This is a genomic window from Pseudomonas sp. SG20052 (assembly GCF_031766055.1).
Taxonomy (GTDB): Bacteria; Pseudomonadota; Gammaproteobacteria; order Pseudomonadales; family Pseudomonadaceae; genus Aquipseudomonas; species Aquipseudomonas mandelii.
Genome location: NZ_CP134498.1, coordinates 3,290,395 through 3,304,279, shown reverse-complemented (window position 1 = coordinate 3,304,279; position 13,885 = coordinate 3,290,395). Strand labels below are relative to the sequence as shown.

The 13,885-nt window shown below is 53.7% G+C and carries 10 protein-coding genes and 5 pseudogenes; 6 read left to right on the top strand and 9 right to left on the bottom strand.

Annotated elements, in window-relative coordinates; genetic code table 11:
* Positions 1–50 precede the first annotated feature (50 nt).
* Positions 51–515, bottom strand: coding sequence for a hemerythrin domain-containing protein (locus RHP74_RS15195; RefSeq protein ID WP_311100300.1), 465 nt, complete (start codon positions 513–515; stop codon positions 51–53).
* A 601-nt stretch (positions 516–1,116) separates the two neighbouring features.
* Between RHP74_RS15195 and RHP74_RS15190 the strand changes: the two are divergent.
* Positions 1,117–1,423: pseudogene (locus RHP74_RS15190) on the top strand (DUF1109 domain-containing protein); the annotation flags it as partial.
* 155 nt (positions 1,424–1,578) lie between these two features.
* A complete protein-coding gene (locus RHP74_RS15185) occupies positions 1,579–2,139 on the top strand; it encodes a lipocalin family protein (RefSeq protein WP_311100298.1) in 561 nt (186 codons plus the stop codon).
* A 270-nt stretch (positions 2,140–2,409) separates the two neighbouring features.
* Here RHP74_RS15185 and RHP74_RS15180 read toward each other — a convergent pair.
* The 4 genes and pseudogenes from RHP74_RS15180 to RHP74_RS15165 form a co-directional block, all read right to left on the bottom strand.
* Positions 2,410–2,870 (bottom strand): annotated as a pseudogene (locus RHP74_RS15180) (ATP-binding protein); the annotation flags it as partial.
* 59 nt (positions 2,871–2,929) lie between these two features.
* A pseudogene (locus RHP74_RS15175) lies at positions 2,930–3,293 on the bottom strand (IS21 family transposase); the annotation flags it as partial.
* A 51-nt stretch (positions 3,294–3,344) separates the two neighbouring features.
* A complete protein-coding gene (locus RHP74_RS15170; RefSeq protein ID WP_311100296.1) occupies positions 3,345–5,189 on the bottom strand; it encodes a glycoside hydrolase family 15 protein in 1,845 nt (614 codons plus the stop codon).
* A 508-nt stretch (positions 5,190–5,697) separates the two neighbouring features.
* Positions 5,698–6,036, bottom strand: coding sequence for a hypothetical protein (locus RHP74_RS15165; RefSeq protein ID WP_311100295.1), 339 nt, complete (start codon positions 6,034–6,036; stop codon positions 5,698–5,700).
* A gap of 234 nt (positions 6,037–6,270) precedes the next feature.
* Here RHP74_RS15165 and RHP74_RS15160 point away from each other — a divergent pair.
* Positions 6,271–6,480, top strand: a pseudogene (locus RHP74_RS15160) (transposase domain-containing protein); the annotation flags it as partial.
* A 186-nt stretch (positions 6,481–6,666) separates the two neighbouring features.
* Here the strand turns inward: RHP74_RS15160 and RHP74_RS15155 are convergent.
* The 4 genes and pseudogenes from RHP74_RS15155 to RHP74_RS15140 form a co-directional block, all read right to left on the bottom strand.
* Positions 6,667–6,960 carry a hypothetical protein gene (locus RHP74_RS15155; protein ID WP_311100293.1) on the bottom strand — a complete coding sequence of 98 codons (294 nt, stop codon included), beginning with the start codon at positions 6,958–6,960 and terminating at the stop codon, positions 6,667–6,669.
* A 15-nt stretch (positions 6,961–6,975) separates the two neighbouring features.
* The gene (locus tag RHP74_RS15150) at positions 6,976–8,067 is read right to left on the bottom strand and encodes a DMT family transporter (RefSeq protein ID WP_311100291.1); all 1,092 of its coding nucleotides are present in this window, start codon (positions 8,065–8,067) and stop codon (positions 6,976–6,978) included.
* Positions 8,064–9,434, bottom strand: a complete 1,371-nt coding sequence (locus RHP74_RS15145; protein WP_311100289.1) for an NAD(P)/FAD-dependent oxidoreductase — start codon at positions 9,432–9,434, stop codon at positions 8,064–8,066. The genes RHP74_RS15150 and RHP74_RS15145 overlap by 4 nt, the downstream gene beginning before the upstream one ends.
* A 303-nt stretch (positions 9,435–9,737) precedes the next feature.
* Positions 9,738–9,923: pseudogene (locus tag RHP74_RS15140) on the bottom strand (IS5/IS1182 family transposase); the annotation flags it as partial.
* A 529-nt stretch (positions 9,924–10,452) separates the two neighbouring features.
* On the opposite strand from RHP74_RS15140, the gene RHP74_RS15135 reads away from it, so the two are divergent.
* The 3 genes from RHP74_RS15135 (at position 10,453) to RHP74_RS15125 (ending at position 13,880) form a co-directional block, all read left to right on the top strand.
* Positions 10,453–11,079, top strand: a complete 627-nt coding sequence (locus RHP74_RS15135) for a hypothetical protein (protein WP_166589612.1) — start codon at positions 10,453–10,455, stop codon at positions 11,077–11,079.
* Positions 11,080–11,187: 108 nt separating this feature from the next.
* A complete protein-coding gene (locus RHP74_RS15130; RefSeq protein ID WP_166589613.1) occupies positions 11,188–13,014 on the top strand; it encodes a Mu transposase C-terminal domain-containing protein in 1,827 nt (608 codons plus the stop codon).
* Positions 13,015–13,016: 2 nt separating this feature from the next.
* Positions 13,017–13,880 (top strand): TniB family NTP-binding protein, encoded by an 864-nt coding sequence (locus RHP74_RS15125; RefSeq protein ID WP_166589614.1) that lies wholly within the window; start codon positions 13,017–13,019, stop codon positions 13,878–13,880.
* Positions 13,881–13,885: the final 5 nt, after the last annotated feature.

The following is a 13,885-nucleotide window of genomic DNA, read 5'->3' as shown; positions in this document are numbered from 1 at the left end:
TTTAGCGGTTGAGTAGTAGCTAAATTTTTAAGGTCTACGGTAAGACCCAATTAATGCCACTGACGCTTTATTTCCTGCCACTGCTCGTCTGACAGCCAGTTATCTGCCAACGGAAAGAAAATATTTTCCTCCGAGTCCATATGATCGAAATATTTTTTGATAAAGTCATCGATAGTGTCAGCAATTACTCTCGTTTCCTGAGTTGTGTCCTCCAACATCTTTAGCTGTCCAGCAATGCGCCCAAATGCTTGATGATCTCGCTCGATATCCTTGACCCGTTGGTGGATCGGCGCCTCAGTCGCTAGCAATGCCAGCCTAATAAGTTCTTCATTTTCATGGTGGTGTCGTTCTGCATCACCATGCATGGCTTCCAGCATCTTGAACAACAGCTTGCAGTCATCAGCACCATCGGATTCGGATTCATGCCTCATCTTCCTCAGCAACTCTTTGATCTGAGTGATTTTTATAGCCACCTCATGATGATATGCCTGAAGTTCTTTCAACAAGACGTTCATATCAAAACCTCTTAACGACACCAAACCATCACGACGAAATATTTCTTAACCCGCGACCTCAAAGGCAAAAAAAAATATCTATATTTATCAATGCCTTGTTAGCCGAGCTCACCAGCATGATTTAACATTATTATTATAGGCGAGCACAGAGCTCTCACCCCCTAAGATTTGCCCTTTGAAAAAAATTAAATATGAAATGAATAATCATATGTACCATTTTGATCTTTCAGATATTAGCCAGCGAATACGGAGGGAGAGAGCAGTGCCGCCCAAAAGGTAGATCCCGTGCCTTTTTTACGAAGCTTCCGATCGACTCATGTCCGGTCGTGTTCCTCATCGGAAACTGACAACGGTCGCTTGCGATGGCGGCTTATGGCCGCTAGTGGTGAAGGGGGCTTTTAAAGGGCGTGAAGATGATATCGAGATTTGTTGTTGTCCCTGCAATTCGAACGTAAACGGGATCCATGCGAAACGGATCGCGCTTCTACTGCCAGACTGCTCCTATAGGCTTCAATCTCTATGACAATGAGGAAAAGGTTCGGCTGAAGACCTCCTATCAGACCCGAGAAGAAGCCGAGGATCTATCGATGTACTCTTGGTAGCCCCACCTGACGACCGCGTAGCGATCATTCTCGGCCAAACCTGGAAGGTATGCGTGCTCAACATTACCTTGCTGTCGATTCCTGGGTTTATCGGTGTGTTTTTGGGCGCTACGCGGTCTTGCACCCACCAACCTGACGCTCTCAGGAGCCTGCGGTGGACTACTAGCAGGCTCAATGGCAACGATTGCTTACTTGCTTGGCTGCCCCGAGATGCAGATACCATTTTGGGGAGTGTGGTACTTGTTGGGCATGCTGGTGCCGACGTTACTAGGCGCATTACTCGGTCGAAGCTGGCTGCGCTGGTAAGTCTGTGCTTCACATGGCCGAACCCGATGCCGGTTTTTCTCTGATTGAGCTGGCTATAGCCTATCGTTGAGCTGAGAGGCCAATCTCCGTGCACCCGATTTCTCCGATAGCATTGGGGAATGCATCGTCGACCGCCAACCGTGAGCGTTAGTGCTATGCGCAGAGTAGTTCTCTACCTTTTTACTAGCCTGCTTTGGTCTGGATTGAGTTTTGCTATTCCCGGCGGTCAGGCAGACAGTTCCAGTCTGCCGTTGCAGCCTGTCGCCAGCATCGATCTGCCTCGGCTCATGGGTACCTGGTACGAGATCGCCCGCACTCCCAACCGGATTCAGAAAAAGTGCGCCGGTTTCACCCGAACCGATTTCCATCTACAGGTCGACGGTACGGTGCAAGCGGTCAACCGTTGTCGATTACGCGATGGCCAATTGCATCTTTCTCTCGCCACTGGTCGGCAAGTGGGTGCTCCGGACTCTCCCAGGCTCAAGGTGCGTTTCGCACCAGCGTGGATGTCGTTTCTCCCAGCAGTATGGGCGGACTACTGGATTATTGATATTGACGAACAATACCAATTGGTCGCCGTCAGCGAGCCCACTCGCAGATACTTATGGATTCTGTCGCGAACGAACCGGGTAAAACCGCAGGCCTACGCAGCATTGCTGGAGCGACTGAAAGACAAAGGCTTCATGGTGGAGCAGCTGCTGATGACACAGCAATAGCGTCGGATGGGGGTTGCTGAGCAAATGGGTCGGAAGGGAGTACCTGGGTATCCGTCGGGCCAAGTCATCTACCCAGCCCCGCAAGGCCAAGACATGGTGTGTGTTGGCGCTGATTGAAAACTGACCCACCCTGCCGATTGAAAATTGACCCAGGGCGGATTGCTGATTTTTGTCCCAGCAGTTGTGGATAAGCTTAGCAGCAGTGTCCCGATTGAACGGTCATCAAGCCCCATCGCATAACGGCATGCGGCAGGGTGTTTATGGTGCAGATCAGAACGGTTCATCGTCCTCGATATCATCTTCGTCCTTGCGCTTTCGCTCACGTGATCTGATCTTTGTCTGCGCGCCAGTGTGCTGTGTTGCAGGCGGTTGGACTCGTTGCCCGTTTCGACGATGTGGCAGTGGTGTGTCAGCCGATCCAGCAACGCCGTGGTCATCTTGGCGTCACCGAACACGCTGGTGTGCTTGTACAGCTTGGACAGCAGGTGAAATAACAGCGCGCCGCCGCTCTGGCTGAAAGGCAAATACCCCAGTTCATCGAGTATCACCAGGTCTGTCCGAAGCAGCCCTCGAGCGATGCGGCCACTCTTGCCGTCGTACTTTTCACGCTCCAGCAGATTGACCAGATCCACTGTGGAGAAAAAGCGCGCGCGTATGTTATGCGTTGTGATTATGGACATGGCCAGGTGTGTTTTGCCGGTTCCTGGCCCGCCGATGAACACCACATTCTGCTCCTTCCCAGGCGCTGGCCATGCCATGTAGACGCAGTTCGTTGAGTTCCGCCATAAGATCACGCATTGCGAGTCTCCTCATCGGAGGTACGGAGCCGGTCGTAGCGCGCCGTATTGGCGATAGGCGCTATCTTGAGTTGAATGCTGGTTTCGGCGGACGGAGGGGCTGCTGTCGATGTAAGTCGAGCCAGTACATTCAGGATGTGGTCGGCGCGCAGGCTGCCTGATTCAAGTACCAGTTCCACCGTCACCAACACGGCATCGAGCCCGACGATGGGCACCGCTGCCAGTACCTGCGTCATGACTCGGTCACCATTGTGTTGTCGTCTCAGGCCGCGCTTGAGACGCAGCAATGGCTTCGGCAGATCGGCAAACGGCACGCGCTCCAGGCTTGCGTTCGATAAGCGGCAACAGATAGTGGCGATTCAGAACATTTACGAACGGCATGTACGAAAACCAGTTGGTCTGTAATCCTCATTTGCGGGGTGCTGATGGCATGGCTTTCGTGGTGACCAGTCGCTCACGTTTGCGGCTCGATTCATCTAACTGTACCGACGCCAGAGAAAGTAATCTCGCGGTATTGACCAGCGCCATATGGCTAAGGGCCTGGGGGAAATTTCCAAGCATGTGTCCGCTGCGAGGGTCGAGCTCCTCGGCGAGCAGACCGACGTCATTGCGCAAAGCGAGAAGACGCTCGAATAGTGCCTCGGCTTCGACTTGACGACCGGTCACGGCTAGGCAGTCGGCTAACCAAAAGCTGCAAGGCAGAAAGGCACCTTCGCCTGGTGGTAGGCCGTCGACGGCCGTCGCGGTCTCAACACGGTAGCGCAGCACCAGACCGTCGACCACAAGTTCGCGTTCGATCGCAGCGATCGTGGATCGTACTCGAGGATCGTCGGGCGGCAGAAAACCTACCAGCGGGATTAGTAGTAGGCTGGCATCGACTGCCGTACTGCCGTAGTGCTGAATGAAACACTTACGTTTCACATCGAAACCAGCTTCGCAGACTTGCGCATGAATTTGGTCGCGGGTGCGACGCCAGATCTCAACGGGGCCCTCTAAGCCATAACGTTCGACAGCTTTTACCCCTCGGTCGAAGGCAACCCAAGCCATCACCTTCGAATGCGTGAAATGCCGTCGAGGGCCACGGACTTCCCAGATCCCCTCATCTGGCTCTTGCCAATGGCTGTCAAGATAGTTCAGCAAGGCACACTGGATGTTCCAAGCATGCGGTTGCAGCTCCTGCCCCGCTGCGCGCGCCAAATGTAGGGTGTCCATCACTTCACCATAAACGTCAAGCTGGAACTGCTCGGCCGCTGCATTACCAATGCGCACTGGCGCTGCCTGATGATAGCCAGGAAGCCATGCGATTTCGATTTCCTTCAGCCGGCGTTCGCCTGTCACGCTGTACAGGATCTGCAGGTCAGCCGGGCTGCCTGCTACGGCGCGCAGCAGCCAGTTGCTCCAGGCAAGAGCCTCGTCGGTATAACCTGCGAGTAGCAGAGCGTTTAGTGTGAAGGTCGCGTCGCGTAGCCAGCAGTAACGGTAGTCCCAGTTACGCACACCACCCGGGAACTCAGGTAGCGAGGTAGTGGGTGCCGCGACGATTCCGCCAGTAGGCTGATATATGAGTGCTTTTAGCGTGAGCAAGGAGCGCTGTACTGCTTCCTGCCAGCGGCACTCGAAGCGACAGAGCCCAGACCAGTTCTGCCAATGGAGTTCGGTTTGTTCCAGCGCACTTTCGGCGTCGACGGCGTGCTGCGCTGGCTCATGCGACGGTCGATAGTTGAGCACGAACGGCACGCGCTCACCGACGCCGATCTCAAAGTCGGCCCGTGAGGTCATCTGTTCGCCGCGTATGTGAACAGGAGTATGTAGTTCGAGAGTGTCTGGCCCGGCAGTCGCGAACAGCGCGCCATTTTGCTGTGTTACCCAGGGGACGATCGAGCCATAGTCAAAACGGATGACGAGCTCCATACCCATGGCTACTCGTCCCCGCAGGCCCACGACGATGCGCAATACATCCCAGCGCTCGTTCAATAGTGGCATGCAATCAATCACGCGCACGGCACCTGACGCGGTCTCGAAGTCTGTTTCCAGGATTAACGTACCTTCGCGATAGCGGCGACTTACCGAAGTGGTTTCATCGCGTGGGGCAATCGCCCAGCGCCCGTGCTCTGGATCACCTAACAGGGCTGCAAAGCAGGCGCCCGAGTCAAAATAGGGCAAGCACAGCCAATCGATCGAACCATCACGACCTACCAATGCAGCGGTGTGGCCGTCGCCGATAATAGCGTACTGCTCTATGGGAAGGGACATTGTTCACCCGCCGAGTAAGAAATTTGCCTGCCGCAATCGGCATTATCGAGCGTGGCTAGTAACGGCTGATGCTTGATTGAATTTCTTCCATTACTCGCTTCAGTTTAGGTGCTCGTAAAAAACGTTCGGGTTTATTAACTGCCTTGAATTTGCTGCCGTCGATGGTGGCCAGATGACCTTCCAGCAGTGCTAACTACTGATACAAGTCGGGTTTGTGGACAAAGACACGACGACAGCACCGGATCAGTGCTTTGTCCTCAACGCGCCTCTTGGCGAAAGCGCTTCATGGCGATCTCTTCGAGGGAAGTCTCTAAGAAATAGTAGCAGGGGGTTGGCTCGCGTGAAGCGGCCCAAGTATGCAACCGCGCGATACAAGACAATCTCAGTGCCATCGAACCAGCCCTAACCATCTTGGTAAAAAACAGATGCATAGCATCCCCCCAGCGCTGCCACCACCCCGTCCCCCCGATTCTGGCCGTCATCCTATTCGCGGCGATAGACCGATAGGCTAATGGCAGCCGCTAAAGCAGTGTGATCGCGCCGTCGGAGCCCGCGCGCTGCCATGGCAGGCCCAACACCAACACCTGAAGTTGCTCGGCATCCAGCTCCATTTCAGAGCCATGGCGAATGCCAGGCCAGTGAAATCGGCTTCGGCATCTGCACGCATTTGCTCTAACTCTTTGTGAAAAGCCTTGTCCTGAACCGTGGGCTTACTGGTGTATGGCTTCCGTTCGGGTTCAGGCTGTGCTGCATAAGTCGTTACCGCATCAGGGTCGTGCTCTAGCTTTTCTTGAACTTGCGATTCGAGCATTGCACGTAGCGCATCTTTGTCGGGTCGAGTCAGCAATTTGTCACTCCTATGAGGAAACCAGGCACCCAGTAATCGACTAGGCCAGTGGCCGGTTGGGGAACATCCAATCGGTCGTGTCGAAAATTTGGGCTGTAGATACCGCCACAGGATTTCAGGTCGAAGAGAAGAGGCGGATCATCAATTTCTTCCAACACGGCGATCGTGTGAAATTGGGAAGATGCCAGGGATGATTCCGTACTCGATCTTATCGGTCGTCTGGAGAGGGGAGTGCTCGGCTGTTCGAACTGGTTGTTCGCGGGCTCTTTACGCAGCGGTAAACGTGCAGTTGCGATCTTGAGTTTGATCCGGTCGGTACGGCTCAATGGACATGATCCGTATGCGTACTTGAAATATGTCCTCAATCGCCTGCAGACGCTGCGGGCGATTGAGATTACTGAGTTGCTGCCACACAGTGGGCGCCCGTTTAATCACGCAAGGTGACTTCGGCGGGCGCGCTTAACATTATTTAACGTGCATACAACTACAGCTTCGTCACAAAAGTCCGCGCCTGATACAGCGCAATGCTGCTGAGCACGATAATAAGGGCGACTGCGAGCATGTCGGCCCCCGGAAAACCCCAGAAATCAGACATAGTGCTTCCTTAATAATAGTAAGTGGCAACAACCATCAGGCCAGCGCAGTGTCGCGCATGCGTTGGCGACCAAAGTCGTTAATCCTGAACTTGAACAGCACTCGGCCGGCACCAAAATAGGCCTGGTCATCAAGCTTCTCCTCAACACTTTCGATGATGCCGCTGGAGAACAGGTCTGTCAGGGTGACGCGAGTGTTGCCGCGCCAGTAGTCACCGCTAAGACCGTACTCACTCATCAGCGCATCGGTGATTTGCCAGTCCCAGATGCCGACGTCCTGCTGATTGTTGATCAACTGGAGAATGCGGCCCTTCATATGCAGCTTATTCATGGTCTGCTCCAATCATCACGAGTTAACTGCATCAACGGCGATGCTAGGTTTTTTGCTGTCGGTTGATACGGCGCGTACTACTTCGAGCACCTCATCACTTTCGGTGAACATCACAAACCCGCCCGCCACAAACAGCACCAAACCAGCCAAGAAGTTCCATTCGGGAAACTTCAGTGTGAAGGCGGCGAGGAAGATCACCGCAAACAAACCATACAGCGCGGCAATTGCTTGCCCGCGACCAACGCCAATCAGTGGGAACGACTTGTACCAAGAGACGTAGCAGAAGGCGAAAGTCACGCCTGCTAACGTCAGCCAGCCGATGGCGGCCCAATTGAATGTGGCGACAACAAGTTCGACTACCGGTTGATCGGTAAATAAATAGATGGCCGGCAAAATCAGTGCGACCCAATACAGCACTTCGGCGGTAAAACGCACCGTAATGCCTACATCCGGGTCGGCAACATCGAGCCCGCGACCGGCGATTGCGCCTTCTACACCCCAGCCAATAGCAGCCATTGCACCGCCCAAATAGCCCAGCCAGCCGGTGTCACCGGTGCCGGTGACTTCAGCAATGATGCCGGGTGCATACACCGTCACACCGCCGGCCAAGATGATGAAAATACCCACGGCTGCGCGCCGGGTGATTTTCTCCTGGTACCAGAGCCTGGCCAGCGTTGCGCCGATGATGGGGTACATCAATGCGGAAATAGCCGCGAAAGCCCCACCGATATAACCGATCGCCAAATACGAGCCAAAGATGGCCATCGGGCCGCCAAAGATGGCGCCGATGAAGAACCACTTAGAGATGTAACGCATCTGTTTGATGGTGCGAACGTACTCTCCCCACTTGCCCAGTACCCCGTTCCAAACGAACAGGAAGAACAACACAGCAACGGCGTTGAAGGTTGTCAACACTGCTGCTGCCAACAGGAACTCGGCATTGGTGTCGTACCTCAGGTCTACATAGGGCGCTTCGAACCAAACTGCGGAGCCTGGCACATACCAAGCCCCCCAGAGCACGGCGCACCACAATGCCCACGTAAAACCCCAGCGGATGCTGCTGGTGGTGAAGCGCGACCGTGCCTGGCTCAGGCTTGGCTGATTCATGTAGATACCTTTGCAGGCTTCGATTGCTTGCCGTGCAGGAAGGCTTCCAGTGAATCGTCCATCGCATCCATCCACGGCGTGTGATGCACGGGCGCCATGGTGCCGGTCAGCGTGGAGCGGTAGCTTTTGTTGCGATAGCCGAGGATGTCCGCTTCTTTGTCATGCTCCCACTCTTTGAAGATATCAGCCACGGCGAGAACATCGAAAGGCGGGTAATCGGTGGGCTCAAGCAGGTCGAGTATGTAGGCGGCTTGATAGTCGATGGCTTCAAAGGGATCGGCCACTTGCTCTTCGCGAGCCACCCATTCACGGGTGTCACTGGCCATGGTTTGTTCTGCTGGCAGCTTGATGCGGCCAAGCATAATGTCCCGGGCATACCAGGCCTGGGCATCGAACATGTTGAAGGTGTAGTACTGATCCTGCATGCCGAGGAACATTAGCTTCGGATTGGCCAAAGACACGATGCCTTTGTACAAGCCTTCCGGGTAGAGCCGGTTGCGCGTGGTCAGCGTTAGCTCGTTGGGCAGGAACGGGAAGTGATGCCGATACCCGGTGCACAGGATGATCGCGTCGACCTCTTTGCTGGTGCCATCCTTAAAATGTGCGGTCTTGCCGACCACATGGGTGAGCAACGGTACTTCGGCAAAAGATTCCGGCCAATCAAAGCCCATAGGCTTGGTGCGATAGCTGAAAGTAACCGACTTGGCGCCGTACTTGTGGCACTGCGTGCCGATGTCTTCTGCGGAGTAGCTGCTGCCAACCAGCAGCAAGTTTTTACCTTGAAACTCGCATGCATCGCGGAAATCATGGGCGTGCAATACGCGACCGGGGAACTGCTCCAAGCCTTCGAAGTAGGGCGCGTTGGGGGTCGAGAAGTGCCCGGTGGCGACGATTACGTGATCGAATTCTTCGGTGATCAGTTGGTCTTGCTTGAGGTCGCGCACGGTGACCGCGAACTTGCCGGTGCTCTCGTCATAGGCAACCCAATGCACCGCTGTATTGAAACGGATGTGCTGTCGCACGTTGCTTTTGGCTACGCGGCCGATGATGTAGTCTCGCAACACGGCGCGTGGCGGGTAGGAAGGAATCGGCCGGCCGAAGTGTTCTTCGAAACTGTAATTGGCGAACTCCAGGCATTCCTTGGGGCCGTTTGACCAGAGATATCGGTACATGCTGCCATGGACGGGCTCGCCATACAGATCTAAACCGGTGCGCCAGGTGTAATTCCACAGACCGCCCCAGTCACTCTGCTTTTCGTAGCAAACGATCTCGGGGGATTCAGCGTCGTCGCAACGGGCCGCCTCAAAAGCACGTAACTGTGCCAAGCCGCTAGGGCCGGCGCCAAGAATGGCAACTCTAAAAGTCATAAAGACTCCTTTCTTCAGGCGGTTCATCGCGCGCGGGATCTTGTCCCAGGCGACGACTGAGCGCGGAAAAGAGTGACGCTCGTGCCGGTAACGGTCGGGCCATCAAGCTCTGAGTGATGCGCACCAAAATCGGCTTAACCGATGGTGCAATGTGATGAAGGCAGCATCTGTCGGTGAAACAGAAGGCCGGGGGTGGGCAGGCCACCAATGAAGCGCGGGTTCTCGAGAAAACGCTGGAAGGCAGCGTTCGATCCGGTCAAACAGGAGAAAAAATGCTTGAAACCGGTCAGAACGTTAACACACCTGACGTAGGGAGAAGCCTTTTTCCTGCAGATAACCATTGATCATGGTGAAGATCGCATGGGCCAACTTATGTATTTCCAGCAGGTGCCGGAAGGTCATGATCGTGGTGTCTTCGGAGTTAGACGCGCTGATGGTCAGGCATGCGAACTGACGTATTGGCGCGATTTCATATAGCGCTTCCTCCATCCTTCGAGCCACCGGCTCGGCTCAGTACGTCAGATGAATCCCAGTTGGTCATCGCACGAATCGCTTGAGTGACAGGCGACTCGCTATCACTTGCACTCAGAGAGCTCTGTCGGTGCGGGGTACAGCAGTGGTAGCTCGAAAGAACCTTCGGTTGTGACCAGCCCTTGAAAACCGATCCCCCACTCCCCCCCGATTTTCCTGGCTCAAACCCTCCTAAAAGTTAAAAAGAAGAAAATGCACGCTGTGATTTCTTCATTTTAATTCCATGACAGCATAAATATTTTCAGCCCAACTATCTGAATTCCTTGGATTAATTGTAAAGAGGAATTTACCAAAGGTTGACGGTCTGGATTTGCCTGCTAAACCTCAAATGTGGTTATGAGTTTTAAATAATTATGGCGTAACGCCATCAATGATCGAACATACATAGCCTACTCAGGAAGTGTTGCTTAAGCCGGATAGTGATGGATGCTGAAACAGAGCAAACCTTCCTCTACCTATTAGCAAACCTGACTAGAAGGGGTTCGTCATGGCCAATGACAATCAACCGAAGCAAAGGCTCATCAAAAAGGGTACTGGTACCCGCAAACCCAACACCCTGATCGCGGGAAATCAATTTTTCCCCGCCATGCCGGCGTCGTGTGAACTTCTGCCAAAGCTCCGATTTATGAGGGTCGAAGCTTCGCTAATGTTCTGTATTCAGTATCCAGGGGAGCACTACTTCAAACCGGTGTCTTTTGCTCCCCATCCTGCGAAGGTGGTTATAGCGCCTGCACCAGTGAAAGAGCCCACGGATACTGATCACGTTAAAGCAAAACAGGGTTGGCCCCATAAAGCCCCATTCGACCTGCAGTCCCTCAATGCCAGGTCGCTGCGCGGAATCATGGATCTCGCCAAATACCCTTCAATGCTCCCTCCTGAGACTGAGGAGATCGTTGAGCATGCTTTCCGTGTCGGCTGGCTCGACCAAAGGATGAATAAGCGCGCCGTATGGGAAAACGTCAGGGCCAAGTGCCGTGAAGCAGGCATTAAGTCGCCAGCCTACAGTGTGGTGGCAATGCAGTTAGATTGCTTGTTTTCCCGCGAGGTGCTGCGCTTCCACCCGTTGACCCGCGAGACATTTGCGAAAAAACCAGTGGGTTATCCTTTGGACTAGCCCAAAATCCTATTACTTAACGGTGCCAATACTATGGCCCGTTGAGTACTACCGACCAGTGCGGCGCTTGCACACTAACGGTGCCGACTGGTCGCTTGGAGGTGTGCCATGGGCACATACACCAATCCAGATGGCAGCAAGCAACTTGTGAGTTTTGAAGGGCAAGTTTGGGTGGTTGAAGACATCGACGAGGCCACTCGCAAATTGCACCTTAAAAACATCCGTAATGACACATTGCGTCTTGTAAGTTCTGCACAGGTAGAGTCAGTCGATCACGAGACGATAATTCAAGCGGTCGAGGCGAAGAACGCAGACAAAGCCGCGAAGCGGGCGTTAATCCTAGGTGAAGATTTCACTCCGGAACAGAAGGAACAAGCGCGCCATCGCTTCGAAATCATAGAAAAGCAGTTCGCCGAAAAGCTGACAGTCGAGGAGGCTGCAAAGAAGTGCTGCCTGAGTGTCCAGCGTTATTATGAAGTGCGTAAGCTTTTCAATGTGGAAGTAGGCCCAATCAGCTTGCTTGGCAAAAAAAGGGGGCGGAAGAAAGGAACTAAGATCATCTCCCCTGAAGTTGAAAAGATCATTGCTGATCAAGTGTGGCTTTATCGGGGTGACGGTGCTTCTTATCGGACGGTTTGGAAGGGTGTTCAAGCGCTTTGTTCTGAACTGAAGATCAAAGACGTGCCCTCGTATGAAACAGTATGCGATCGCATGAATAACCTGCCTGAGTACGACAAAGATGTTCAGGTGCACGGGAAGAATCACGCTAACGACGCCTTCAAGCTTCGTGACGGATTCCGTCAGCTCAGCCGCGCCCTTGAACAGGTACAAATGGATCACACTATAGCGGACGTGTTTCTTGCCAGCAGGTATGACCGCAAAAATCCAGTCGGACGCCCTTGGATCACCATCGCCATCTGCGCCAAAACTAAAGTGATTCTCGGGTTCTATATCAGCTTCCGTTATCCTAGCCTGGCTAGTGTTGCTCATACCTTGAAGCATGCTGTTATGAGCAAGGAAGCGTTCATGAAGAGCTTGGGCTTGGAAAATCACGAGTACGAGTTCTACGGTGTATTCGATGAGCTGCTGACCGACAATGCCCGTGAGTTCCGCTCGGGAAATCTCGTAGCAGCCTGCGCCCTCGAAGGGATTAAGCTGCGGCATCGCCACCAGAAACAAGACGGAGGGATCTGCGAGCGCGTCCTTGGTACGTTAAACATCGGGTCTGTCCACATGCTTCCTGGCGGAACAGGATCTCGGCCTCGCAAGGATCGTGATTTTAACCCGCAAGCGCACGCTGTGATGACGCTGGAAGAGTTCATCCGGTACTTCACCCTGGCCGTATGTGAATATCACGACACCGCCGGGGAGGACGGAAAAACCCCACGCGATCGTTGGCGGGAAGCGCTCCTGGATGCGCAGGGGCGCCCTGTAGCTCCCCGCAGCGTGCACGATGTGAAGAACTTCATCATCGAGGTGTTGCCTGAGAAGCACCCGGTGATGTCCAAAACCGGTCTCAAAGTGAACGGATTTCGCTATTCGAACAATGTGCTTCGCCTAATGATCGGAAAGCGGATTCGGGTCAAATACGATCCTGCAAATCTATCCGTGGTGTTGGCTCGATTCGATGGCCAATGGATTGAAGTGCCAACCTGCGAACAGACCACCGGAACGCTGACCGCCAAGGCGATCTTGCAGAAGTATCTCAAGCGTGCTGGGAAATTGGGTGAACGCGCTGTGAAGGCATTCCTTGCCCGCTCAGACCAACTTCGGCAGGCAATCCTGCTCGATATCCCCGCCATGCGTAAGCAGCTTGAAATCAGTGAAGGGGACAAGAAGAGTCCACTCCTGATCCATCACGAGCGGCCCGACAAAAAACGCAAGCTTGCCGTCCGCAACTTTGCTGTTGACGTTGAACCTTTCGAGGGGGAATAGCTATGGACTTCCCGCATCTCGCTCAGAAGGTTCAACAGGTGGCAATGCTCGATACAGCTAAGCGCATCATGTATTGCGATAACCCACTATGGATCAAAACCAACAGCAGCCAAGCGTTCATCACCGACATCGAGCGCTTGGTCAGGGCGACCCGAATGGGTAGCCGATCCTGTATGGGTTTGATCGGCATCAGTGGAATTGGCAAAACGACGATGATCGAGCAGATTGAGTTGCGGCTCAATACTCCAGAAGCCACTCCGATTCTTACCATTGATCTGTCGGACTACGGTAGGCACATTGATCTCCAGCAGGTATTCCTCAGCCATTTAGGGTTCACGGAGTCGGTAAAATCACTCTGCACTGCCAGCGGTATCAACCGCATCGCTGAACGGATCAAACAGATGCAACTGGCTGTATGCATTCTTGACGAAGGAAATGCGCTCGCTGGGGTAAAAAACATGCTCCTCCAGCCGAATTACACGTTCCTGCGTGCAATGGCCAACCGTGACTTTGGGATCAGTCTAGTGATTGCCGGTACTGAGGATCTGAAGGTCTTCCTGAGCATAGATCCCCAGTTACGATCCCGGTTCGGACTGTGGGAAATACCCCAGTGGGAGGCTGACGGAGAGGACTTCTCCCGTTTCTTGAAGGCGTTTGTTCGATTCATACCACTCCGCGAGGTATCTATTTTGGATACGAAGGAAATTCAAGAAACTTTAGTATTGCGCTGCCGAGGGAGCACTCGAGATATCGTTAAGGTCTTGATCTGTGCTGCCAAGTTGGCTATTGAGCTTGGGTATGAATGCATCGATGAAGAGCTACTGGAAGTCTGTTTGGAAACTCGGCTTCCGGGCTTTCTGGAGTAGCAGCC